Source organism: Sorangium sp. So ce394, assembly GCF_051474665.1.
Taxonomy (GTDB): domain Bacteria; phylum Myxococcota_A; class Polyangia; order Polyangiales; family Polyangiaceae; genus Sorangium; species Sorangium cellulosum_D.
On sequence record NZ_CP150339.1, the window covers coordinates 10,573,102 to 10,597,160 of the forward strand.

Annotated in this window: 18 protein-coding genes and 1 tRNA gene; 8 read left to right on the forward strand and 11 right to left on the reverse strand. The window is 74.5% G+C overall.

Features of this window, described 5'->3' with window-relative positions:
• The first annotated feature begins 784 nt into the window (after positions 1–784).
• Positions 785–2,122 carry a sigma 54-interacting transcriptional regulator gene (locus tag WMF33_RS39095; protein WP_437333379.1) on the forward strand — a complete coding sequence of 446 codons (1,338 nt, stop codon included), beginning with the start codon at positions 785–787 and terminating at the stop codon, positions 2,120–2,122.
• Positions 2,123–2,183: 61 nt separating this feature from the next.
• Here the strand turns inward: WMF33_RS39095 and WMF33_RS39100 are convergent, their stop codons facing one another.
• The 3 genes from WMF33_RS39100 to WMF33_RS39110 all read right to left on the reverse strand — a co-directional run bounded on the left by WMF33_RS39100 (position 2,184) and on the right by WMF33_RS39110 (position 6,641).
• Complete coding sequence (locus tag WMF33_RS39100; RefSeq protein ID WP_437333380.1) at positions 2,184–4,685, reverse strand: beta-glucosidase; 2,502 nt, start codon at positions 4,683–4,685, stop codon at positions 2,184–2,186.
• A 279-nt stretch (positions 4,686–4,964) separates the two neighbouring features.
• The gene (locus tag WMF33_RS39105) at positions 4,965–5,753 is read right to left on the reverse strand and encodes a PhzF family phenazine biosynthesis protein (protein ID WP_437333381.1); all 789 of its coding nucleotides are present in this window, start codon (positions 5,751–5,753) and stop codon (positions 4,965–4,967) included.
• 141 nt (positions 5,754–5,894) lie between these two features.
• Positions 5,895–6,641, reverse strand: a complete 747-nt coding sequence (locus WMF33_RS39110) for a hypothetical protein (RefSeq protein WP_437333382.1) — start codon at positions 6,639–6,641, stop codon at positions 5,895–5,897.
• Positions 6,642–6,942: 301 nt separating this feature from the next.
• Here WMF33_RS39110 and WMF33_RS39115 point away from each other — a divergent pair, with 301 nt between their 5' ends.
• From WMF33_RS39115 to WMF33_RS39130, 4 genes are all read left to right on the forward strand, one after another.
• Positions 6,943–7,641, forward strand: coding sequence for an OB-fold nucleic acid binding domain-containing protein (locus WMF33_RS39115; protein WP_437333383.1), 699 nt, complete (start codon positions 6,943–6,945; stop codon positions 7,639–7,641).
• A gap of 122 nt (positions 7,642–7,763) precedes the next feature.
• The gene (locus tag WMF33_RS39120) at positions 7,764–8,813 is read left to right on the forward strand and encodes an RNA polymerase subunit sigma-70 (RefSeq protein WP_437333384.1); all 1,050 of its coding nucleotides are present in this window, start codon (positions 7,764–7,766) and stop codon (positions 8,811–8,813) included.
• 51 nt (positions 8,814–8,864) lie between these two features.
• The gene (locus WMF33_RS39125) at positions 8,865–9,620 is read left to right on the forward strand and encodes an alpha/beta fold hydrolase (protein WP_437333385.1); all 756 of its coding nucleotides are present in this window, start codon (positions 8,865–8,867) and stop codon (positions 9,618–9,620) included.
• 32 nt (positions 9,621–9,652) lie between these two features.
• Positions 9,653–10,261 (forward strand): hypothetical protein, encoded by a 609-nt coding sequence (locus WMF33_RS39130; protein ID WP_437333386.1) that lies wholly within the window; start codon positions 9,653–9,655, stop codon positions 10,259–10,261.
• A gap of 18 nt (positions 10,262–10,279) precedes the next feature.
• Here WMF33_RS39130 and WMF33_RS39135 read toward each other — a convergent pair whose 3' ends face one another.
• Positions 10,280–10,957 carry an RNA ligase family protein gene (locus tag WMF33_RS39135; RefSeq protein WP_437333387.1) on the reverse strand — a complete coding sequence of 226 codons (678 nt, stop codon included), beginning with the start codon at positions 10,955–10,957 and terminating at the stop codon, positions 10,280–10,282.
• Positions 10,958–11,058: 101 nt separating this feature from the next.
• Here WMF33_RS39135 and WMF33_RS39140 point away from each other — a divergent pair, with 101 nt between their 5' ends.
• Positions 11,059–12,198 (forward strand): AAA family ATPase, encoded by a 1,140-nt coding sequence (locus WMF33_RS39140; RefSeq protein WP_437333388.1) that lies wholly within the window; start codon positions 11,059–11,061, stop codon positions 12,196–12,198.
• A 112-nt stretch (positions 12,199–12,310) separates the two neighbouring features.
• Here the strand turns inward: WMF33_RS39140 and WMF33_RS39145 are convergent, their stop codons facing one another.
• The 4 genes from WMF33_RS39145 to WMF33_RS39160 are packed head-to-tail and all read right to left on the reverse strand — an operon-like array spanning position 12,311 to position 17,862.
• Positions 12,311–12,880: an AAA family ATPase gene (locus tag WMF33_RS39145; protein ID WP_437333389.1), complete on the reverse strand. Its 570-nt coding sequence runs from the start codon at positions 12,878–12,880 to the stop codon at positions 12,311–12,313.
• A 40-nt stretch (positions 12,881–12,920) separates the two neighbouring features.
• Entirely contained in the window at positions 12,921–16,058 is a 3,138-nt protein-coding gene (locus WMF33_RS39150; RefSeq protein WP_437333390.1) for an ATP-binding protein, read from the reverse strand.
• 2 nt (positions 16,059–16,060) lie between these two features.
• The gene (locus WMF33_RS39155; protein WP_437333391.1) at positions 16,061–16,816 is read right to left on the reverse strand and encodes an enoyl-CoA hydratase/isomerase family protein; all 756 of its coding nucleotides are present in this window, start codon (positions 16,814–16,816) and stop codon (positions 16,061–16,063) included.
• Complete coding sequence (locus tag WMF33_RS39160) at positions 16,813–17,862, reverse strand: RimK family alpha-L-glutamate ligase (RefSeq protein ID WP_061622176.1); 1,050 nt, start codon at positions 17,860–17,862, stop codon at positions 16,813–16,815. Before WMF33_RS39160 ends, WMF33_RS39155 begins: the two co-directional genes overlap by 4 nt.
• A gap of 294 nt (positions 17,863–18,156) precedes the next feature.
• On the opposite strand from WMF33_RS39160, the gene WMF33_RS39165 reads away from it, so the two are divergent.
• Both WMF33_RS39165 and WMF33_RS39170 read left to right on the forward strand, forming a co-directional pair.
• Entirely contained in the window at positions 18,157–19,326 is a 1,170-nt protein-coding gene (locus WMF33_RS39165) for an acyl-CoA dehydrogenase family protein (protein ID WP_437339560.1), read from the forward strand.
• A 197-nt stretch (positions 19,327–19,523) separates the two neighbouring features.
• A tRNA-Ala gene (locus tag WMF33_RS39170) sits at positions 19,524–19,596 on the forward strand.
• Positions 19,597–19,751: 155 nt separating this feature from the next.
• Here the strand turns inward: WMF33_RS39170 and WMF33_RS39175 are convergent.
• From WMF33_RS39175 to WMF33_RS39185, 3 genes are read right to left on the reverse strand one after another with little or no spacing between them, the layout of a single operon-like run.
• Positions 19,752–21,068: a hypothetical protein gene (locus WMF33_RS39175; protein ID WP_437333392.1), complete on the reverse strand. Its 1,317-nt coding sequence runs from the start codon at positions 21,066–21,068 to the stop codon at positions 19,752–19,754.
• The gene (locus WMF33_RS39180; RefSeq protein ID WP_437333393.1) at positions 21,065–23,164 is read right to left on the reverse strand and encodes a TonB-dependent receptor plug domain-containing protein; all 2,100 of its coding nucleotides are present in this window, start codon (positions 23,162–23,164) and stop codon (positions 21,065–21,067) included. The genes WMF33_RS39175 and WMF33_RS39180 overlap by 4 nt, the downstream gene beginning before the upstream one ends.
• Positions 23,161–23,901, reverse strand: coding sequence for a hypothetical protein (locus WMF33_RS39185; protein ID WP_437333394.1), 741 nt, complete (start codon positions 23,899–23,901; stop codon positions 23,161–23,163). Before WMF33_RS39185 ends, WMF33_RS39180 begins: the two co-directional genes overlap by 4 nt.
• Between the last annotated feature and the right edge of the window lie 158 nt (positions 23,902–24,059).

Below are 24,059 nucleotides of genomic sequence, written 5' to 3' on the forward strand. Positions count from 1 at the left end.
ACGAGACACCCCCCGTGCTCGCATCGCCTCTTCGGGCGAACGCTCTGCTCTGGCCGGGGACGTGGTGCTCGCCGTTCATGGGTCGACATCCACGAAAGCAAGCGGCGAACCATCCCCCGCTCCCCGGCCTCAGCCGTCGCTGCAGCGACGAAATCCCCGGCCAATGCCCCCTCGCCCGCGCCCCCCGCGGCGAGCTCGGCCCAGAGCCGCGACCTTTCGCGGCAAATAAAGCAAGAATCCTTATTTTTCACGGGGAATCGGGCACGCGCATCGGTCACGCTGGGGCAATTTGCACCGGAGCATTGCAAGAGGGAGCGAGGCCCCTCCCCGGTCCTCCGCCAGGCTTCGATCCCGGGCTCATCGACGCGATCCCGGCGAGGACGCGCTGCCCGCGACTCCTCATCACCGGCGACCGGGCAGGTCCCCCGACGGCGCGCGTCGAAGCGCCGGCGGGGGTAGCAGCCTCCGCGCGACCTCGCCAGGAAGATTCCTTTGCTGGTGGACGCCCGGCCCTCGGGTCGCGCCTCGGTAGGAAGAGCGCTGCGCTGTCGGGCGACGTGCCCTGTGGGCGCTCTCCGGTAGGAAGGGCTCCACGCTGTCGGACAACGTGTCCCGAGGACGATCCTCCTCAGGAGGTTCCTCATCGCTGCGGGTCCGCGCTACACTCGACGGCGACGTGGAGTCCACCACTGCACCCAGGACAACCCTGGACGACTCGCTCGGAACGGCCTCGGAACGCCTGCGTTCCAGGAGGCCGACGCCTGGGCTGGTGCTCGTCTTCTCCGTGGACTGCCCTCGCTGCGACGTCCTCCCGCTCAAGGACGGCGAGCTCGAGCTCGGGCGCGGCGAGGTCGGGGGCGTCCCCCTCGACGACCTGCGGATGTCGCGCCGGCACGCGCGCGTGCGCTGGAACCAGGGCCAGTGGGAGGTCGAAGACCTCGATAGCCGGAACGGAACGTCGCTCGACGGCGTCCCGCTGACCGGCGCGCGCGCGGGCGACGAGCTGCGCATCGTGCGCACCGGCTCGTCGGTGTTCGTGATCCAGGCCGACGTGGAGCCGTTCCGGGCGGGGATCTCCACGGCCGGGGGCACGATCCTCGGGCCGACCCTCGCCCGCGCGTGGGACGCGGTCGATCGCGCGGCGCGCTTCGGGACCGCGCTGCACATCACCGGCGAGAGCGGGACCGGCAAGGAGCACGCGGCGCGGGCCTTCCACGCCCTCGGCCCGCGCCGCGGGGGGCCGTTCGTCGCCGTGAACTGCGCCGCCATCCCCGACGGCCTCGCCGAGCGGCTGCTCTTCGGCGCGCGGAAGGGGGCGTACTCGGGCGCCGCGGCCGACTCCGAGGGGTACGTGCAAGCCGCCCACGGCGGGGTCCTCTTCCTCGACGAGGTGGCCGAGCTCGATCTCGGGGTGCAAGCGAAGCTCCTCCGCGCGCTCGAGGCGAAGGAGGTGCTCCCGCTCGGCGCCTCGCGGCCCGTGCAGGTGGACTTCGCGCTCGTGTCGGCGACCCACAAGGACCTGCGCGCGCAGGTGGCCGCAGGGAAGCTCCGCGAGGATCTCTTCTTCCGCATCGCGCAGCCGGCGGTCCGCATCCCGCGGCTGCACGAGCGGCCCGAGGAGGTCCCGTGGCTCGTGGACGCGGCGCTGCGGAGCGCGGGCGCCGCCGGCGAGCGCGGCGACGTGGGCGCGCCGCCCGTGGCCCACGCCTCGCTCATCGAGGCGTGCCTCGTGCGGGCGTGGCCCGGAAACGTGCGGGAGCTGATGGCGGAGATCCGCGCGGCGGCGCAGGAGGCGCAGATCGAGAAGAGCCCGGTGATCCAGGCGCGGCACCTGTCGCCCTCGGCCGGGCAGGCCTTCGCCCCGGCGCAGACGGGCACCTCGGAGCACCCCTCGGACAGGGGCCGGCGGTCGTCGCTGCCCCCGGCCGGCGAGCGGCCGGCGCGGCGGGCGGCGTCGCTGCCCGCCGACGAGGTCATCGAGGAGGTGCTGCGCCGCGAGGGCGGGAACGTGGCGCGCACGGCCCGCGCGCTGGGCGTGCACCGGACCCAGCTCCGCCGCTGGCTCGACCGGCGCTCGACGACCGACGAGGTCGCCAGCGACGACGACGACGCGGAGGGGTGATCCGCCGACGCTCCGCCCCGGGGCGCCGGGGGCGCCCCCCCGGGCGCCGGGCGGCGCGCGCTCAGGCGTCCACGTTCACCGCGGTCTGCCGCGTCAGGACGGTGGCCGAGTGCCCCGCGTGCAGCGTGAACACGCCGGGCTCGACCTGCCAGCGGCCCGCCGCCCAGTGCGCGAAGGCCCGCGGCTCGACGGTGACGGCGACCTCGACCGTCTGATCGGGCTCGGCCTCGACGGAGGCGAAGCCGGCCAGCCAGAGCACGGGGCGCTCGACCTCGGAGCCCGGCCGCGACAGGTAGAGCTGGACCACGTGGCGACCGCGCCGGGGCCCGACGTTGCGCACCTGCACCCGCGCCTCGACCGCCTCGCCCGCGGCGACGCTCGGCGGCGCGTCGATCCCGAGGATCTCCCAGCGCGTGTAGCCCAGGCCGTGCCCGAACGGGTAGGCCGGGGCGACGCCGGCGCGGGCCCAGGCCCGGTACCCGACGTTCAGCCCCTCGGCGTAGATCAGCTTGCCGTTCTCGGGCTTCGTCGACAGCACGGGCACGTCCTCCTGGCGCGACGGCCACGTCGTGGGCAGGCGGCCGCCGGGCTCCACGGCGCCGAGCAGCACGTCGGCGGCGGCGCTCCCGAACTCCTGGCCCGGGAACCACGTGAGGAGCACCGCGGCCACCTCGTCGCGCCAGGGCATGGTCACCGGCCCGCCCGAGTTCACCAGCACGATCGTCCGCGGGTTCGCCGCCGCGACGGCGCTGACCAGCGCGTCCTGGCGGCCGGGGAGCGCGAGCGCGCTCCGGTCGAAGCCCTCGCTCTCGATCGCCTCGGTGGTGCCGACGACCACGATCGCCACGTCGGACGAGCGCGCGAGCTCCACGGCGCGCGCGAGCTCCTCCTCGTCGGACGGCGCTGGGACCTCGACGCCGAGGGAGAACGCCACCGCGACCGCGCCCGGCTGGACCGCGTGGGTGAGGGCGAGGTCGAGCTCCTGGCCGGCGGCAAAGGTCAGCTCGGCCGCCCGGTGCGGCGGGGCGAGCAGGGCCGCGGCGAGGTCGTCCTTGTCCGGCGCGATCGCCTCGTCGAGGAGGACCTGCCCGCCGCCGGTGAGGCGGTAGGCGCCCACCCCGGCCACGCCGATCCGGTAGCGGCCGGCCTCGGCGGCGCGGAACCGCGCCGTCACCTCGATGGTCGCGGCCCGCTTGGCGCGCTCATCGCCGATGAACGTGAGGCGCCCCACGCCGCGATGCTCCTCGTGCAGGACGTCGCCGTTCGCGTCGAGGAGCCGCACGCGCACGCCGTTCTCGCCGGTCGCGGGGTCGACCACCTGGTCTCCGGCCACGGGCACGAGGCCTTCGTGGATGCGGGCGCCGACGGCGTGGAGCACCTCGGCGCGCTGGCCGAGCGCGGCGCGCAGCCCGTCGAGCGGCGAGACCGCGTAGTGCGGGTGCACGCTGGCGCTGCCGCCGCCCTGGATCCGCCCCTCGGCGGCGTTCGGGCCGATCACGGCGACGCGCCGGAGGCTGGCCGCGTCGAGGGGGAGCGCGTCGCCGTGGTTGCGCGCGAGCACCATGCCGGCCGCGGCGGTCTCGCGGGCGAGGCGGGCGGCGTCGGCGGCGGGGAGCTGGGCCGGCGCGGGGGCGGCCGGCGCGACGCCCTCGAGGGCGCCGACGCGGGCGGCGAGCCGGAGCAGGCGGCGGACCTTGTCGTCGACGGCCTGCTCGGGCACGGCGCCGCTCCGGACGGCGGCGACGAGCGCCTGGCCCCACGGCCCTTCCGGCCCTGGCATGGCGAGGTCCATGGCCGCGCGGCCCGCGGCCTCGGTGGAGCGGGTCGCGAACCAGTCCGAGACCACGACGCCGTCGAAGCCCCACTCGTCCTTGAGCGGCGAATCGAGCAGGGCGTTCTCGGTCATGGTCGCCCCGTTGACCGCGTTGTACGAGGCCATCACGAGCCACGCGCGCGCGCCGGCGATCATCCGCTCGAACGGCGCGAGGTAAAGCTCGCGCAGCGTGCGCTGATCGACGCGGACGTCGACGGTGAACCGCTCGGTCTCGGCGTCGTTGGCGACGTAGTGCTTGGGGGTGGCGCCGACGCCGTGGGCCTGCAGCCCGCGGACGTAGGCCGCGCCGATCCGGCCGGTGAGCAGCGGATCCTCGGAGAAGCACTCGAAGTGCCTGCCGCCGAGCGGGCTGCGGTGCAGGTTGACGGTCGGCCCCAGGACGACGTCGACGCCCTTGCGCCGCGCCTCGGACGCGAGGAGGGCGCCGAGGCGCTCGATCAGGGTCTCGTCCCAGGTGGCGGCGAGGGCGGTGGCGGAGGGGAGGCTCACCGAGGGGTCGCGCTCGTCCCAGTGCTCGCCGCGCACGCCGACCGGGCCGTCCGAGACGACCATGCGGCGCAGGCCGATGGCGGGCTCGGGGTAGGTGCTCCAGAAGTCGGCGCCCGTCAGCAGGCGGACCTTCTGCTCGAGCGACAGCGCGGCGAGGGCGTCCGCCACCCGCCGCTCGACGGCCTCGGGAGAATGATCGGTCTTCTGGGGATGAGCGGACTGCGAGTCGGCGACGGCCATGGACCCTCCTGGGAGCGCAGAGACGAAGCGCGGAGACGCCGCCCCGCGGCGGCACGCCAGAACGGTACTTAGAACATCAAGGAAACACCAGGCGCACAGGAGAGCCTCGATCGCGCGTGTTGGCGGGCACGCACGGGCAAGCGCAGAGCCCGCCGCGGGGCGCGCGGGAGGGGGCTGGGAGGGCGGATGCCGCCGTGGTGCGAGCGGCGCGCCTGGTTCCATCCGTCAGGATGGCCGGCCAGGGGTCCGGTGAGGGAATTCAACTGCGCGTGATGGGTTTCAAATCGCTACCTTGCCTTCGAGATAAAAGACACACGCGCCCTCCAGCTCGACGCGGCCATCGACCAGCCGGCAGACGAGCTCTCCACCGCGCCTGGAAGCCTGGAACGCGAAGAATGCCGTCTTGTTCAGCCGCGCCGCCCAATAAGGCGTCAGCGCACAATGCGCGCCGCCTGTGACGGGATCTTCCGGGATCCCCTTGGCCGGCGCGAAGTAGCGGCTGACGAAATCGTACGACGCGTCTCCCGGCGCGGTCACAACGACCCCTGCGCGGTCCATGCGCGCAATCGCGGCGATGTCCGGAGACAGCGCGCGCACGGCCTGCGCATCCTCCAATACCGCGATGTAATTGAAGGTATCGGTGAGCACCTCGACCGGAGCAGCGCCGAGCGCTTCGGCCAGGTTGGGCGGCGGCGTCGTCGGAACAGACGGTCGAGACGGGAAATTCATGACATAACCGGTCTGCGTCCGCCGCACCGTCAAAGGTCCGCTGGCCGATTCGAAGATCACCTCGGTACGGCCGGGCTCCAAGCGCTCCATGACGACCGCCGCGCTCGCCAGGGTCGCATGGCCGCAAAGCGGCACCTCCGTCGTCGGCGTGAACCAGCGCAGACGATAACGCTCCCCGTCAGGGACCAGAAACGCCGTCTCGGCCAGGTTGTTCTCGGCGGCGATGTTCCGCAACAGTGAATCATCCAAAAAGCGATCCATCAGCATCACCGCAGCCGGGTTTCCCGCGAACAGACAGCTCGTGAACGCATCCACCTGGTAGATCGGTATACCATGCATAGATGTGGCGTTATAAATTCAAATCAAAACGAATGCCATGACGATATGGCCACCGAGCGCACTACCCACATTGCCTGGGCGCGCGTCTCCAGCCATGTCCTGGCGGTTTCATCGACGTGCGGAAGGATGTCTGACCCGCGACTAGGGGCACGCGCAGACGCCGCCGTGGTGGGAGCAGCAACCCCGCTTCACGTAGGTGCAGGTCGGCGACAGCGTGCCGTCGCAGCAGCAGACGCGGCCCTCGGACGCCGGCCGCGGTCGCGCCGGCGCAGCTCGCCCGCCGCCCGGTCGCGCGGGGACGGGCGTGCCTCCGGCCTCGCGCTGCTCCTCGGCGGCCCTCGCGGCCTCGCGCTCGGCGATCCGCCGGCGGCCCTTCACGAGCGACGCGCGCACCTGGGCCGCGCGCTCGTCGCGCGGGGCGGCGCCGGCGAGGTAGCGGAGGAGGGCGTCGCAGGCCGCGGCGTCGCCCTGCTGGGCGCACGCGAGCTCGCTCGCGGCGAGATCGAGCTCGGCCGCGTGAGCCGCCTCCTCCTGCCGGCGCGCCTCCTCGGCGGCCTCGATCTCGGCGCTGCGGCGCTCGGCCTCGGCGGCCTCGACGGCCTGCCGCTGCGCCTCGATCCGCGCCTGGCGCGCCTCGCGCTCCTGCCGGTAGCGGGCGACGAGGGCGCTCGCGGCCCGCAGGTCGGCCTCGGCGCCCTCGCAGAACGACGCGCACTGGTCGACGCGGGCCTGCGCCTCGAGCTCCAGCACGAGGCAGTCGGGCTCGCTCCGGCAGCCGCGCGCCAGGCGGGCCGGGAACCCGTCGTCGTTGCGCGATCCGCCGCCTGGATGGCATCCGGCGGCGAGGACGGCGAGAGAAGAAAGCCAGAAGACGGCAAGGCGGCTCACTGGAGTGATTCTCGTGCCGCGCGCGGGGGACGTCGAGGCCTCGAGAGGCGGGACGCGAGAAACCCGCAGGAGCACGCGCTCGCGTACGCCGAACGAGGACGGGAGAGGCCGCCACGGCTGCCGAGCCTGCCAACCACGCCGTCGCCCTCGGGGACGACATGGTGGCTCGGGCGTCCACGATGGGATCGGTGGGCTGCTCGGGCTGACGGTGCAGATGCATAGGTAAGCCATTGAACGTGTAGGTACGTCATCGATGGGGGATGTCTTGTCCCCTGAGCGCAGCGACAGTAGGAAGCTGGGAATGCGTCGACACCTGACGAGCCGCGCTCTCGCCTCGACCGCCGTCACAAGCCTGCTCGCGGCGACGGCCTGCAGCTCCGGCGGAGACGAGCCCCCCGCTCCGGACCAGGAGGTCGTGGTCACCGTCGCCGAAGCGCGCGCCCTGGCCGCGGGCTCGAGGGCGACGGTCGAGGGCTTCGCCACGGTCGCGCCCGGCACCTTCAGCTCGGCGACCAGCGAGCAGGGCTTCGCCCTCCAGGACGCCACCGGGGGGATCTACGTGAGCCTGCCGGACGCGCTCGATTTCGGCCTCGATGCCCGGGTGCGCGTCACGGGTCAGCTCGGGCAGACGGCCCAGCAGACGGTGCTCAACGCCGCGGCGGCCTCGGTCACGGTGCTCGATGGGACCGAATCCGTCGTGCCGACGGACGTGATGACCGGCGACGTCGGAGAGCCCGTCGAGGGGCTGCTGGTCCGCGTGCGCGGCAGCGTGACCACGGCCGTGGAGGACGAGCAGCCCTACGGCTTCCAGGTGTACATCGACGACGGCTCGGGCGAGGTCCAGGTCTACGTGCATGTCGTGGACGGCGAGCCCGTCATCGACACGACGTCGCTCGAGGTCGGCCTGGCCATCGAGGTGACCGGCCTCGCCGCGCAGTACGAGGAGACCTACGAGGTCGCGCCGCGCCGGGCAGGAGATCTCGTGCTCGTGGAGCAATGAGCGGGCGCGACGGCGTGTCGAGCGCGATATCCGCCCCTCAGGGCAGCTCGGATCTCGCCGAAGATCTTGTTGTTGCCGAGAAAGGGCGTTCGTCGTCGAGCGCGTCGACGGACGTGACGAGAATGCCGGCGGACCCTGACAACGACGAGGAGGCGGCCGTCCTGGCCGCGGCGCGCGCCGGAGACCACGCGGCGTTCGCCGCGCTGAGCGAGCGCTACCGCCGGCGGCTCCGCGCGCACTGCTATCGCATGCTCGGCTCCTTCGACGAGGCCGAGGACATGGTGCAGGAGGTCCTGCTCCGCGCCTGGCGCGGCCGCGAGGGGTTCGAGGGGCGATCGCTGTTCCGCACCTGGCTCTACCGCATCGCCACCAACGCCTGCCTGAACGCGCTGGAGCGCGCCCCTCAGCGGGTCGTGCCGCAGGACGTGGCGCCGCCGGTCACCGCCGCCACGCCGCCGTCCGAGGCGCGCTCCGCGCCGCCGTGGGCGCCGGAGGTCCCGTGGCTCCAGCCGTTCCCGGACGACCTGCTCGACGCCGGGCCGCCGCCCGACGCCGCGGTGGAGGCGCGCGAGACCCTCGCGCTGGCGTTCCTGGCCGCGCTGCAGCACCTGCCGCCGCGCCAGCGCGCCGCGCTCGTCCTGTCCGACGTGGTGGGCTGGTCGGCGGCCGAGATCGCGGCGCTGCTCGAGCTGACCGTCCCGTCGGTGACCAGCGCGCTCCAGCGGGCGCGCGCGACGCTGCGCGAGCGCCTCCCCGCCGGGGCGTCGGACGCGTCCGCCGGCGCGCCGGCCACGGAGCTCGAGCGCGCCGCGCTCAAGGTGTTCATGGACGCGTGGGAGCACGGGGACACCGCCGAGCTGACCCGGCTCCTGCGCGAGGACGCGCGCTGGGCGATGCCGCCCGCGCCGCTCTGGTTCGACGGCCGCGCGGCGATCGCCAACCTGCTCGCGCTCTTCCCGCCCCGCTGGAAGGGGCGCGCGTTCAGGATGGTGCCGGTCGGCGCCAACCGGCAGCCGGCGGCGGCGGCCTACCTGCGCCCCCAGGGCGCGGCGGAGTTCCGGCTGACGGGCGTCCACGTGCTGCGCGTCTCTGACGGCCAGATCGCGGAGATCATGACGTTTTCGGCCGAGCTGTGCGCCGGGTTCCGGCTGCCGGCGAGCCTCGCCGATTAGTTTTTCGTCGCCTCGGGTCTACGCGGCAGGACCACGAAAAGGAGACCCGAGATGAAGAAGACGACCTCCAGGGACGGCACCACCATCGCGTTCGACCAGACTGGGCAGGGGGCGCCGGTGATCCTGGTGATGGGCGCGTTCAACGACCGGACGACGGGCGCGCCGCTTTCGGCGCACCTGGCGCGGCGGTTCACCGTGCTCGCCTACGATCGCCGCGGGCGCGGCGACAGCGGCGACGCGGCGACGTACGCGATCGACCGCGAGATCGAGGACCTGGACGCGGTGATCCAGGCCGCGGGCGGCGCCGCGGCGGTCTTCGGCTACTCCTCCGGCGCGCTGCTCGCGCTCGCCGCCGCGTCGCGCGGCCTGGCCATCACGCGGCTTGCGCTCTACGAGGCGCCGCCCGCCCAGCCCGCCGAGCACGCGCAGGCGCTGGCGTCGCTGGTCGCGGCCGGGCGTCGCGGCGACGCCGTGGAGTACTTCCAGCGGCGCATGGTCGGGATCCCCGACGAGGTCGTGGCCCAGCTCAGGCACGCGCCGTTCCGCCCCGCGCTGGAGGCGATGGCGCACACCCTGGTCTACGACGCGACGATCGTCGCCGACGGGCGCATCACCGCCGCGCTCGCGGAGGTCCGTCAGCCAACGCTGGCGATCGCCGGCGACGCGGGCGCGCCGATCATGCGCCAGGTCGCCGAGACGCTGGCCGCGCGGCTGCCCGGGGGACGGGCGGTGACGATCGCGGGCGCCACGCACCACATCGAGCCCGCCTTGCTCGGGCCGGTGCTGGAGCGGTTCCTCGACGGCTGAGCGTCAGCGGGGTATTGAGCGACGCTTCGGCCATGAGCCTCTCGACCGTGCTCCGGGTCCTCCGCCGCAACGACGGCGAGGTCCACAGCGTGTTCCGCGCCGGTTCGCGCGTGTACGGCACCGCGACGGCGGCGTCCGACGAGGATTTCGTCGCCGTCCTCGCGCGGCGCGACGCGAAGCAGGACCTCGCGTTCGCGCCCGGCGTCAACGTGGTCGTCCACGGCCTCGACAGCTTCCGCCACGCCATCGCCGAGCACAGCGTCTTTGCGCTGGAGTGCCTGTTCCTCCCGCCCGAGCACCGGCTCAAGGGGGCGAGGCCGCCGTTCGCGTTCAAGCTCGACCGGAGGAAGCTCGCCGCGTCGGCCGCGAGCCGCTCCGCGTCCGACTTCAAGAAGGCCGGCGCCCGCTTCGACGACGAGCCGGAGGCCTCGAAGAAGAAGCTCTTCCACGCGCTCCGGGTGCCGCTCTTCGCCGTGCAGATCGCCGAGACCGGCGCCATCCACGACTACGGCGCCGCGAACCCGTACTGGCGCGAGATCCTCGCGGACGAGCGCCTCGACTGGGAGCCGTACCGCGCGACCTACGGCCCGCTCCGCGAGGGGCTCTGCGCGCGGCTCGCGGCGCTGGCCTCACGGCGGTAGCCGCGCCGGCGGCCTAGCCTAGGGCGGCGCTCCTCCCGCCGGCGCTGCCGCGAGCCGCTGCGGCCGGATCTCCTGGTGCATCCAGTGCTCGTCCGTCTGCACGTGCCCGCGCCGCACCCACTTGGCGAGGCACCGCTGGAACGCCGCGTCCGGGAACTCGCCCGCGACCCGCACCACCACCCCCTCGCGCGGGCCCCCGAACGCCGATGGCTCGTGCGCCAGCGCGCTGGTCAGCGCCTCGAGCTCGCGCTCGGCCTCGACGCGGCCCCGGAACAGGACAGGCACCGTGGGGAGCCCCAGGTCGTTCGCCTGGGCCACGACCATGTCCCACTCCCAGAAGAGCCCCTGCGCGTCGTCGCGCACGCCGAAGACCAGCGAATAGCCCGGCAGCGCCTCGTACTCGATGGAGTGGACCGCATAGCAATACTCGCAGAAGACCGACGTGCCCTCCGAGAGCAGGTGAGCGATGCGCGCGTGGGTGGCCTTCGCCAGGTCGAAGCTCGGATGGGACGGAGGGCCCGAGTGCGAGCGTGAGAAGACGCTCTGTCGCGTGTACGTGAGGTTGCTCCCGTCGCACTTCTCGGTGATGACGATCTCCACGCCGAGCAGCCCCGACACGTCGGCCATCCTCTTGTCGTCGGACGTGCCGCCCGGCGACCACGGAAGGTGGAACGAGCGCGGGTATTTGGCGGACATGACGGCGCCAGGGTAGCACCGGGCATCAGGCGCGGACATGCTACGGTCCTCGCGCGCTGCGCGCCCGCGTCCAGCGCGCGCTCGCCAGGGGGTGCTCCACCATGTCCGCCGCGTCCTCGCTCCTCGATCTCCTCACGCCCGATCCGGCGCGTGTCCCCTGGGACGAGCTCCAGGTCTTCGACTGGGTCCGCGCGCTCGAGGGCTGCCCGCAGGACCCGATCCACCACGCCGAGGGCAACGTCTGGATTCACACCCGCATGGTGCTGGAGACGCTCCTCGGGCTGCCCGAGTGGCGGGCGCTGCCGCCGGAGGAGCAGCGCGTCGTGTACCTGGCGTGCCTGCTACACGACGTGGCGAAGCCGGCGACCACGCGCGAGGAGGACGGGCGGATCACGGCCAAGGGCCACTCGCGCGCGGGGGAGCTGCTCGCGCGCCGCCTGCTCTGGGAGCTCGGCGCGCCGTTCGCGCTGCGCGAGCACGTGTGCGCGCTCGTGCGCTACCACCAGATCCCGTTCTACCTCATCGAGCGGGGCGACGCGCAGCGCGTGGCCGCCGAGATCAGCCTCCACGCGCGCTGCGATCTGCTCGCGCTCGTGGCCGAGGCCGACATCCGGGGGCGCGTCTGCGCGGACATGGGACGCGTGGTCGACAATATCGAGCTCTTCCGCGAGCTCTGCCGCGAGGAGGGGTGTTACCAAGGGCCGCGGGCCTTCGCCTCGGATCACACGCGATTCGTGTATTTCCGCTCCGACCCCGCCGGCGGGCGCCACCCGGACGTGGAGGTCTATGACGACACGCGCGCCGAGGTCGTGGTGATGAGCGGGCTGCCGGGCGCCGGGAAGGACACCTATGTCCGGAGCCACTTCGCCGACTGGCCGGTCGTCTCGCTGGACGCGCTGCGGAGCGAGCTGGAGATCGATCCGACCGATACCCAGGGACAGGTGGTCCAGGCGGCGCGCGAGCGGGCGAAGGAGCACCTGCGGCGCGGGGAGCGGTTCGTGTGGAACGCGACGAACCTGTCGCGGCAGCGGCGCGGGCCCGTGCTGCAGATGGCGGCGGACTACGGGGCGAGGATCCGCGTGATCTACGTGGAGGTGCCTCGCGCGGTGCTGTTCGCGCAGAACCGGGCGCGGGAGGCGGCGGTGCCGGAGGCGGTGATCCGGCGGATGATCGAGCGGTGGGAGATCCCGGGGAAGACGGAGGCGCACGAGGTCGTGCTGGCGGTGCGCGGAGAGGGGTAGGCGCGCGGCGAACACCCTCTCCGGGGGCCTATCGTTGTGTCTGGGAGAAGTACGTCTTTATGGCGACGCTTGGATCAAACACTCCCGATCGGCCTAGACCGGCCATCATGCCTCACCATCGCTCTCCGTCCACGCGCGCATCCCCCAGGCGCCCCAGGATCTCGTCCACCGTCTCCTCGACCGTGAGATCCGATGTGTCCAGCCACAGGCCCAGCCGCGGCGTCTCCTCGCGCAATACGCGGTCGAAATCGAGGACCGCCGAGGCGTCCTGATACCCTCGCTTCGCTCGCCCCGCCTCCCGCGCCGCGACCACCGCGGGACGCGGGCAGAGGACGACCACGTGCAGAGGACGATGCGCGTAGCACCGCACCACCTCAACGAGCCCAGCGCCCAGGAGGATGTCCTGGTGGACGACGGTGAACCCGGCCTCGAGATACAGGTCGGCCGCCGCCGCCGCGATGCGGTACCGGAGCCGCAGCTGCAGCTCGGCCTCCTCGGAGAGCTCGAAGCCCATCTCGGCGCGGCCACCGACGATCATGCGGCGAAACACGTCGCCCCGCAGATGCACGCTCCTCGGCAGCCGCTCGGCCAGCCGCTGAGCGACCGTCGACTTCCCAGAGGCCATGAGCCCCGTGATCAGGACGATGGACGGAGACTCCGGCAGGCTCCCACGCGCGGTCATGACGGACGATCCTCCTCGGCCCCCCGGGCGCTCCCCTCCGCTACCTCCGCCCGAACCCCGGCGCCAGCATCGCCGCCCACCGCGCCGGGCTCCTGATCCGCTCCCGCGCCATCACCGCGTCCGCCACAAGGATCCGCTGCAGCCCCTTCTCGCCGCCGAACAGCTCGCCCGCCTGGCGCCGCGCCGCCGCGGCGTAGAGCGGCATGTCCGCCGCGTCGAACCCGGCCGCCGCCGCCTCCAGCTGCGCGATCGCCTCGTCCCGCTCGCCGCGCAGCTCCGCCGCGCCGGCCCGGAGGAGCGGCACGAACGGGTCGGACCACGCCGTCCTCTCCCGGGCGAGCGCGGCCGCGTCCCGCAGCGCCGCCTGGATCAACGGCTCGGGCTCGACCGCGCCCTCGGCCGCAGCCAGCGCCGTGCTCGCGCGCTCCACGTGCGCCATCACCCGGCTGTTCTGCATCATCAGCAGCATCGAGCCCTCGATCTTCGGCCACGCCTCCGCGAGCCGCCTCAGCGCCGCGCCGGCGCGGCCGGCGTAGCGGTCGACGTAGGTCTCGCCGAGCAGCCCCACGAAGTGCTCGAGGTGAAACCCCGACGTCGTCCACCGCGACAGCGCCCCCGCGACCGCGCTGCGCGCCGCCGCCACGTCGTCCGACGCGAGCGCGACCCACGCCGCCTGCGCGCCGAAGATCGCCGCCGCATAGCGATCGCCCCGCTGCTCGGCCCCCCGGATCACCGCCGGCATCGTCCGCGCCAGCGCGTCGATCTGCCCGCGGTAGTACCGCATCCACGACGTCATCAGCTGCGTCGTCGCGAGCTCCCAGGCGACGCCGGCGCACCGGTCGCGCAACACCTCGTCCGCCCGCTCGTACCAGTCGGACGCCGCCCTCCAGCGGCCCGCCGTGAACGCCTCGAGCATGCCCGACACCATCATCGACAGGCCGAGGAGGTGCGGGCTGTCGAGCCGCTCCGCGAGCGCGCGCACCGCGGCGACCAGCTCCTCCGCGCGCGCCCGGCCCGGCGACCCGATCATGCACGCGGACGAGGCCTCGAACGCGAGCGCGCGCCCGATGCGGTACGGCTCGCCGGCGCGCAGCGCGAGCAGCAAGGCGCGCGCCGAGAACTCGGCGGAGCGGACCATGTCGACCGCCGACAGGCCCACCGTCACCGTCCAGCAGGCGTCGATGCGCGCCAGGTCCTCCGGGCGCACCTCCGCCTCGGGCCGCTCGCGGAACCGCAGGCCCCGGAGGCGCAGCTCCGCCCGGTGCAGGAGCAGCGCGACGAGCGCGCGCCGCGGCGTCTCCGGGAACGACAGGCCGATCGCCGCCAGCACGGCGCGCACGTGCTCCAGCCCCTCGTCGATGTGCCCGCTCCGCAGGTACTGCTCCGCGGCGCGGCGGCGGAGATCGAGCGACCGCGCGCTGTCGTCCCCCTCCGCCGCCGCCGCGTAGCGCCTCGCCGCCTCCGCGCCCTTGCCCGCGTCGACGAGGGCGTCGGCGCACCGCACCTCGAGCGCGCGCCGCTCCGCCTCCGGGAGATCCGCGCCGCGCGGGAGCAGGCCGAGCGCGAGCTCGTAGAGCCGCGCCGCGCGCTCGAACGCGAGCGCCTCGGCCGCCTGCTCGGCCGCGACCGCCGCGAGCTGCCCCGCGCGCGCCCCGTCGCCCGCGCCGAGCCAGTGCCGCGACAGCGTCTCGGCGTCCGCCGTCCCGAGCGCCTCGAGCGCCCGCGCGAGCCGCCGGTGCCGCGCCGCGAGCTGCTCCGGACCGAGCCGGCCGACCACGGACGCGCGCACGAGATCGTGCGACGCCTCGACGAGCTCGCCCTCGCCGGCGGGCCGCGCGACGATCAGATCCTCGGCGCGGAGGAGCGCCATCGCCGGCGCGCGCTCCTCGCCGTCGAGCTTCGCCGCGCGCGCGGCGACCGCCGCGTCGATCGGCTCCCCGGCGACGGCGATCACCTCGAGCAGCCGGAGCGCGTGCTCCGGCAAGCGGTGGAGCCGCGCCGCGAGCGCCCGCTCCCACGCGGCGTCGCCCCGCGCGCCCATGTCGCCCGCCGGCTCCTGCGCGTCGCGGACGAGCTCGCCGAGCAGCCGCGGGTTGCCCCCGGAGGCGCGGGCGATGGCGTCCGCCCGCGCGCGCGTGCCCTCGTCGCGCGCGAAGAGGAGCGCGAGCGCGAGCTCCTCCGCCTCGAGCGGCAGGAGCGGCCCGACCTCGATCTGGCGCAGCTCGCCGTCCCGGCGCGGCAGCGGGGCCCACTCGAGGCCGAGGGAGGCCGGCTCGGTCGCCGCGGGGGCCGGGCGCGCGCCCCCCATCCCGTCGAGCAGCGCGCGGAGCGGCGCGCTCGCGTCGACGTCCTCGGTCCGGTAGCTGCCGAGGAACATCATCGCGGGCGCGTCGGGCGGGCGCGTGAGCTCGAGCAGCAGCGCCACGCTGTCGGCGTCGATGAACTGGAGGTCCTCGATCGCCACGACGAGCGGGCTGCGCTCGGCGATGCGCCAGAGCAGCTGCCGGAGCGCCGCGAAGCAGCGCTGCCGCAGCTCCTGCGCGTCGGGCGACTCGCTCACGCGCGGCGCCGACGCGACGGCGGGCACGCGCGAGAGCGCCGGGAACACCCGGACGAGCGCGCGGACGTCGCGCGGCAGGAGCCGCTCCGCTTCCTCGGCGGAGACGCGCCGCAGGAAGCGGCACAGCGACTCCATGACGCCCCCGAACGCCTTGTAGGACTCGGTCGCCCCGCTCGCGCAGCGCCCCCGCAGGACGACCGGCCCCTTGTCGCGGCGGAGCCCCATCAGGAAGTGGTGGATCAGCGCGCTCTTGCCCATGCCCGCGCCGCCGCGGACGAGCACGCAGATGGGCCGCTCCAGGACGAGCGCCTCGGCGGCGCGGCTCAGGGCGCGCAGGTGCGGGCGGCGGCCGATGAAGTGCGCGATCGTCGGCGGCACGAGCGTGGACAGCGCGCTCTCCGGCGCTGCCTCGGCGCCCGGCGCTGCCTCGGCGCCCGGCGCTGCCGCGGCGCCCGGCGCTGCCTCGGCGCCCGGCGCTGCCTCGGCGCCCGGCGCTGCCTCGGCGCCCGGCGCTGCCTCGGCGCCCGGCGCTGGCGCGGCGCCCGGCGCTGCCTCGGCGCCCGGCGCTGGCGTGGCGCCGCCCGGGTCCTCCGCTCCGCGCCCCCCGCCCTGCGCCACGGTCACTTCTTGCTCAGGAACGCATCCATCGCCCGGCGGTGCTCGGGGCCGTTCCACTGCTCGGCGAACGCCCGTCGCTCGACCTCCACCGCGGAGGCGCGCAGCGCCTCCCGCACCTTGCACAGCGCCCGCTTCATCGCCGCCACCGACGTGCGCGGGCTGTCGGCGATGCGGTTCACCTGCGCGATCGCGCGGCTCCGCGCCGCGCCGGTCGGGACGACCTCGCTCACGAGGCCGATCCGGAGCGCCTCGGCGGCGCCGATCCGCTCCGCCGTCAGGAGCAGCCGCGACGCCTGCAGCGGCCCCACCCGCTCGCAGAGCCGCGTCAGCCCGCCCCACGCCGGCGACAGGCCCATCTTGACGTGGCGGAACGAGAGCGCGGCGTGCTCCTCGACGATGACGAAATCGCAGAGCAGGAGCAGCTCGCAGCCGCCGCCCAGCACGTCGCCCTGCACCGCGGCGACGATCGGCACCTCGCTCTCCTCGAACGCCGAGAGGCCCTCGAACATCGCGAGGACCTCGCCGCTCTCCGCGCCGCCCTCGGCGAGCGCGTGGAGCTCGCGGATGTCGCCGCCCGCCACGAAGACGCCGCCGCTCGCCGCGGTGATCACGACGCCGCGCACGCGCGGGTCCGAGGAGGCGAGGCGGATCGCCTCGCCGAGGCGCCGCGCGAAGGCGCTGTCGATGGCGTTCCGGCACTCGGGGCGATCGATGGTCAGGACGACCGCGTCGCCGGCCGCCTCGACCCCGAGGGTCACGAGGCGGCCCTCCGCGCGCCCCTCCCGTTCGTCAGCACCGCGGGCTTCCTGCGGCTCGCGCCCGCCCCGTTCTCCACCGCGCGGCTGAGCCGCCGCGTCGGCGGCATGCGCTCGTCGTGGATCACCTCGGCGATCCGCGCCTCGAGCGTGCGGCGGCTGAGGCCGCGCTGCTCCGCCGCGTACCGCTCGGCGTAGCTGATGATCGCGCCCGCCACGTCGACGCCGCTCGCGCGCTCGATCCCCTCCAGCCCGGGCGAGCTGTTGATCTCGAGGATCTTGGGCCCGGAGCGCGCCTCGAGCATGTCGACGCCGGCGACCTCGAGGCCCATCGCCTTCGCGGCGCGGATGGCGACGCTCCGGTAGACGCGCGGCAGCTTGACCCGATCGCCCTTGCCGCCGCGGTGGAGGTTCGAGCGGAACTCGCCGGGCTTCGCGACCCGCCGCATCGACGCGACCACGCGGCCGCCGACGACGATGACGCGGATGTCGCGCCCCTTCGACTCGCGCACGTACTCCTGGAGCACGATGTCCTGGCCCATGGCCCAGAACGTCTCGAGCAGCGCGTGCACGGCGTGCGGCGTCTCGGCGAGCATGGTGCCGATGCCCTGGGTCCCCTGCTGCAGCTTCACGATCGCGGGGCAGCCGCCGACGAGCGAGAGCGCCGCCTCGACGCCGGCCGGGCTGCGGGCGCAGACGGTGATCGGCACGTTGAGCTTGCGGCGCGTGAGCAGCTGGAGCGCGCGCAGCTTGTCCCGGCTCCGCGCGATCGAGACGGCGCCGTTCAGGACCGGGACGCCCATCAGATCGAACTGGCGGACGACAGCGAGGCCGTAGTTCGTGATGCTGGCGCCGATGCGCGGGATCACGATGTCGAAGCGGGGCACCGCCGAACCACCGACGAGCAACGACGGCCGACCGCGCGACACCACGATCTGGAAATCGAGCGGATCGATGACGCTGACGTCGTGACCACGCGCGCGCCCCGCGAGCACGATGCGGCTCGTCGAGTAGAGGGACGCGTTGCGCGACAGGACGAGGAATCGCATGTGGCCCGGAGGCTAGCAGAGCCCGCAGACTGCGTGGATGGGTGCGCGAGCCGATTCATGTTTCGCGCCGCCTCGACGAGCGGCCCGCGCGGCGTCTCCAGCCGCCCGCGCCGCGTCGCGCGCCGCGCCATCGACCCCCGTTTTCCATACGGCCCAGCGCCGCGACGCGCGAGGGCCGCTCGATCTCGACGCGGCGGACCAGGCGCGGGCGGAAGCGCGCGGCGGCGCGGCGCTTGCGCTGGAAAATGTTTCGTGTACGAATCTTTTCGGTCCGCCGGCGAGGAGGGGTTCACGATGTGGCAGCCGTTCACGGAGGAACATCAGCAGTTCAGGAAAACGGTGCGGGCCTTCGCAGAGAAGGAGCTCGCTCCACACGTGGAGGAGTGGGAGGCGGCGGAGTGCTTCCCCAACTGGGTGTTCAAGCGCGCCGGCGAGCTCGGGATCCTGGGCGCGCACTTCCCGGAAGAGCACGGCGGCGCCGGGCTCGACTATTGGTTCTCGGCGGCGAAGGCCGAGGAGCTCGTGCACTGCACGATGGCGGGCGTCTCGATGGGGCTGCTCGTCCAGAGCGACATGGCGACGCCGGTGATCAGCGACATCGGCACGAAGGAGCAGATCGAGGAGTTCCTCCGGCCGGCGCTCGCGGGCGACAAGATCGCGGCGCTCGGCGTCTCCGAGCCCGGGGCGGGCAGCGACGTGGCCGGGATCCGGACCACGGCGCGCAAGGACGGCGACGACTACGTGCTGAACGGGCAGAAGACGTTCATCACGAACGGGACGCGCGCCGACTTCGTGACGCTGCTCGCGAAGACGTCGCCGGACAAGGGGGCCCACGGCTGCTCGTTCTTCCTCGTGCCGACGGCGCTCGGCGGCTTCAACGTCGCGAAGAAGCTGAAGAAGATCGGCAACAAGTCGTCGGACACGGCGGAGCTCTTCCTGGAGGACGTGCGGGTGCCGCGGCGCTACCTGCTCGGCGAGCCGGACCAGGGCTTCGCGTACCTGATGCAGAACTTCCAGACCGAGCGGCTGGTCGCGGCGGTGGGCGCGATCGCGAGCTCGTTCGTGACGCTCGACAGGTCGGTCGAGTACGGGCGCGAGCGGACGGCGTTCGGCAAGCCGATCATCAAGCGCGAGTCGTGGCAGCACAGGTTCGTGGACCTGTACACGCGCTGCGAGGCGGCGCGCGCGTTCGTCTACAAGTGCGTCGACCACTACAACGACGAGCGGTACGTCCGGAAGGTGCCGATCAGCTTCGACACGGTGAAGCTCATCTCGATGGCGAAGATCCTGGCCGGCGACGTGGCGAACGACGTCGTGGACACCTGCCTCCAGTTCCACGGCGGCTGGGGCTACATCGAGGATTTCCCGATCGCGCGCGCCTGGCGCGACCAGCGGCTCCTCCGCATCGGCGGCGGGACGACCGAGACGATGAAGTACTACCTGGCGAAGCTGATGAACTTCTGAGGGCCGCCCGCCCGAGCGGCCATCCCCCCACCAGCGGGGCGCGCGCGGCCCCGCCAGGGCCGTTTCGCGGCCCCCGCCGGGGGCGCGGGGCCGCGAAACGGCCCTGGTGGACGTAAGGCGGACGGAAACGACGCGCCGACGAAAAAAAGTAGAGACAAGCGGAGCGAGAGGCTGTAGATATGCCGCTCCCAACGAACGGGGCTGTAGCTCAGCTGGGAGAGCGCATGACTGGCAGTCATGAGGTCAGGGGTTCGATCCCCCTCAGCTCCACCGATAGGACCTAAGGACCCCCGCGGGGGTCCATCACGCCGTGCCTGCCTGCCGGCGTGCTTTTTCAGAACCTCCTCTGACCGCGCGTTTCGCGCGGCACGCGGCCTGAAGCCGCCCCGCAGCTCGGACTGCGCAGCAGGCCGGCGCGGGCGCGCTCAGAACGCGCCGAGATAACGCGGCGGCAAGCCGACCCGCGGGTCGACGTGGAAGGCGCCCGCGTGCTCGAGCGCGCGGACGCCGGCGCCGACGTCGAAGCGGTGGACGATGCCCCCTTCGGTCTCGGCGTCCGCGGCGAGGCACCGCCCGCACGCCTCGGCGCAGCGCACCTCGCCGAGGGAGAACGGGAGCTCCTTCGAGCGCAGCAGGACCTCGGGCTCGCCGCGCTCGGGCGCGGAGCCAGCGAGCTCGACCGCCGTGAGCGTGTCGTCGACCGGCCCCCCCTCGCTGAGCGCGTCGCGGCCGAGCGTCGAGAACACGAGGCGGTCCTCGGAGGCGAACGCGACGGAGAAGCCGGGCGTCCCCGCGCCGAGCTCGGCGGCCGTCCAGCGCGCCTCCTCGACGAGGCCCCCGTCGCGGCGCGCGAGGACGACGAGGCCGGCCTCGCCGGCGTTCGAGGTGGCGTCGCCGCCGAACGTCCCGGGGCACACGACCGCGAGCCTCGAGCCGCCGGCGGACGCGGCCAGCCCCCCGCACCCGTGGAGCCCCTCGAGCACCGTGACCGCCCGGATCGCGTCGCTGCGCGCGTCGATCTCGACCAGGCGCGACTCGGCCGACGCGACGAAGTCGAGCGAGGTCGCCGTGAGCAGCACGTAGAGGCTGTCGCCGACCAGCACCGCGCGGCCCGGCCGGGGGTAGAACGCCGGGTCCTCCCCGGCCAGCGCGGGCGCGAGATCGATCCGGCCGACGATCGCGCGGGCGCCGGGGTCGACGACGAGCACGTCGCTCCCGCCGTCGATCGGCGCGGCGTCCGGGTCGAGGTTCGGCTCGTGGCGCGTGACGTACGCCTTGCCCGGCGAGACCTCGACGTAGTCCTGCGGGTTCGCGCGGAACGCCGTGGCGAGGGCGAGCTGCCCCGCGGGCTCGCCGCTCCGGACGTCGATCCACGTGAGCACGGACGCGGAGCGGTCGAGCAGCGCCAGCCGCTCCCCGCGGACCGGCGTCGTCGGGACCACGACGTCCCCCGAGAGCGGCGAGGCGAGGCCGGGCGAGCTCGATCCCGACGAGACGATCGACGCGGAGAGCACCGCGCCGTCCCAGCTCACCAGGCTGACGTTCGTCGACTGGTAGTCGCTGCTGACCACGACCGCGCCGCGCCCGCACGGGCCCGCGACGACGTCCGTGCCGCCGGTGCTCGGCGGCGGCTCCGGCGCGTTGCACCCGATGAGCGCGCGCGCCGCCCCCGCGGCGAGGATCGTCCGAGAGAGGGCCCCGAGGGCCGCCCCCCGCCCCAGGTCGATGCGAGACGCCGTCACCACCACACCTCCGTCGCTGCGTGAAAGCTCCGCCCGGGGAGCTCGAGGTTGAACAGATCGAACGTCCTCGCGGCGAAGACGTTCGCGATCGAGAAGCGCGCCGAGACCCGCCGGAGCGCGAGGATCGCGAGCTCCACGTCGACCGTCGCCTGCTCCGGGAGCGGCCGGAGACCCGCGGGGTCGGCGGCGCGCGAGGCGCGGTAGAAGAGCCGCGCCGAGAGCGAGGCGCGGTCGACGCCGAGCCGCGCGGGCTCGGCGTACACCTCCAGCGACGGCGCCGCCACGAGGCGCGCCTGGTACGGGATGAGGTCGTTCGCGAGCGCTCGGCCCGGCGAGGTGTCCCGTGGATCGAGCGCGGTGAGCGCGAGGCCGGCGCGGAGGTGGTCGAGCGCCGAGGCCGACGCGGTGAGCTCCAGGCCGAGGACGCGCGCGCTCGCGACGTTGTACGGCCGCAGCACGCCGATGAAGGCGGGGCGGTGCGCGACGAGCCCCGAGGCGAAGCGCGAGAAGCCGAGGATCTCGAGGGAGACCTCGGCGCGCGCGGCCGGCGCCGCCGCGGCGAGGCGCACGCCGAGCTCGGCCGAGAGGCCGCGCTCGGGGGCGAGCTCCGGGTTGCCGACGACGATCGGGGAGCTGCCGTAGAGCTCGCCGAGCGCGGGGACGCGCACGTAGCGGCCGAGGTTTCCGAAGAGCGAGACGCCGCCGCCCGCGAGGCGGAGCCGGGCGCCGAGGCGGCCGCTCGGCTCGAGCGAGGCGAGGGGACCGCCGGCGCCGCCGTGGCTCGTCCGGTGGAGCTCCACGGCGCCGAGGGCGTAGCCCTCGAGCGAGGGGATGGGCGCGTAGCGAAGGCTCACCGACGCGCGGGAGGTGGCGCGCGAGGCGCGGAGCGGCGCTCCGCCCATGCGATCGAGGGCGACGAGCTCGCGCTCGTGGGCCGCCGAGGCCGAGACGGCGAGGTCGTCGGCCGGGCGGTAGCGGACGGCCGCCTGCCCGGCGCCGCGCGCGCCGCGGCTCTCGACGAGCGGCGACAGCAGGCCGAGCTCGCCCCGCGGATCGCGGACGACCTGGCTCGAGAGGATCGCCGAGCTCGTGAGCTCGAGGCGGCACCGATCGAGGCCGCCCTCCGCCGGGCCGGCGCACGGGGCGGCCGCGGCGATCGCGCCGAGCCAGCGCTGCACGTGGGCGCGCGCGGCCCGCGCCGGCGTCTCCGAGAGGCCGGTCGCGCCCTGGTCGCGCGCGAAGCCGTTGCCGATCGCCGTGACGCTGCCGCCGCCGGGCAGGCGGTAGCGGCCGATGCTCCAGAGGTCGTAGGCGTCGGCGTCGGCGTTCGGCCTGGGCAGCGCGCGCCCCGTCCGGCGGTCCGTGACGAGGTAGTCGTTGTCGGCGGCGCGCCGGCCGATCGCGATCATGGCGCCCGCGCGGTCGTCGCCGAGGCCCGCCGACGCCCACGCGGCGCGCTCGCCGAAGCTGCCGGCGCCGAGCCCCACGGAGGCGCGGGGCGCGCGCGGCAGCGACGGCTCGAAGAAGATGGCGCCGCCGATCCCGAGGCGATCGGCGTGCTCGGGCGCGTTGCCCCGGTAGACCTCGACGCGCTGGATCATCCAGAGCGGGACCATCGAGAGGTCGGCGGTGCCGGTCACGTCGTCGTTGAGCCGGACGCCCGCGAGGTAGACCGGCGTCTCGGCGCTGCTCGCGCCGCGGATGGACGCGGTCGCGAGGTCCGACGCGGCGCCCGTGCGGGAGACCTGCAGGCCGGGGACGCGGCTCAGCACCGCGGACGCCGCGGCGCCCGGCGCGCGGAGCTCGGCGCCGCGGATCACGTGGGACGCCGCGGTGGGATCCCGCGCGGCCACGGTCGACGCGCGCTGCCCCTCGACGCGCACCTCGAGCGCCCGGCCGCGCGGCCGGGCCGGCGCGCCCCCGGCCGGCGCGGCGACGCGGTCGCCTCGTTCCTCGCGCGCGTCGCCGCCTCCGCGCGCGCCGCCGCCCGCCTCGCCCTCCCGGCCGCCCGCGCCCGCCTCCTGGCCCCGCGCGCGCGGCGAGAGGCCGGCGGCGGCCACGAGCGCCGCGCAGGCGAGCGCCCAGGGGCGCCTCACGGGCACAGCGCGTGGACGATGCCCACCGCGTCGAGGTCGAAGACGTCGGGCGTGCCGGCGCGATCGGTGATCCGCACGAACCGCGCGAGCGAGACCCCGATCTCGGCCAGATCGAACGGGTCGCCGCCCGCCGACGGCGGGTCGAGCGGATCGATGTCGTTCTCGTCGGGGTTGGCGTGCACGGCGTGCCATCCGGCGCAGCCGTCGTACGGATAGCGCTCCGCGGCGCAGGGGAACGCCGACCAGGCGGCGCCGTCCTCGCTCACCTCGACCGTCGCGAGCTCGGCGAACACGCTCGCGGCGTCGTCGCCGCGCCCGAAGGCGTTCTCGAACACCAGGAAATCGGCCCCGGGCCCGTCGACGATCGCGTTGCCCTCGAACGCCACCACGATCGACCCGCCGTCGCCGAGCGAGAGCACGTCCAGCGAGCCGCCGCAGCAGCCGGCGCCCTTCGGCGGGCCGAGGACGACGTCCGGGTACCGGTCCTGGCCGAACCCCTGCCCCGGCCCGAAGCAGGCCGACACCACGCGCGTCGCGAACCGCGCGCCCGGACCGCCGCACGCCGCCTCGCCCGCTCCGGGAGCGCCGCCGTGGCCGCCGGAGAGGCACGATCCGCCCGCGCCCGCCGCCGCGGCGGGCTCGCCGGCGCCGTCGTCCGGGGGCGCGCCGGCGCCGCCGCACCCGGACAGGACGGCCGCGGAGGAGCAGAGGCAGACGACGAGGGCACGCAGCGGCATCCTGGACCTGTTCGAGCGAGGTCGCGACGCGGCATCTCCGCGTCGGCGGCGGCCGGCCTGCCCCGGTCCCGCGAGGATCTGCGTCTCTCCATCTCCGCGCAACGGGACCTCTTCGGCCGCACGGGCGGCTATCACGGGCCTCCGGGACGGTCAACGCG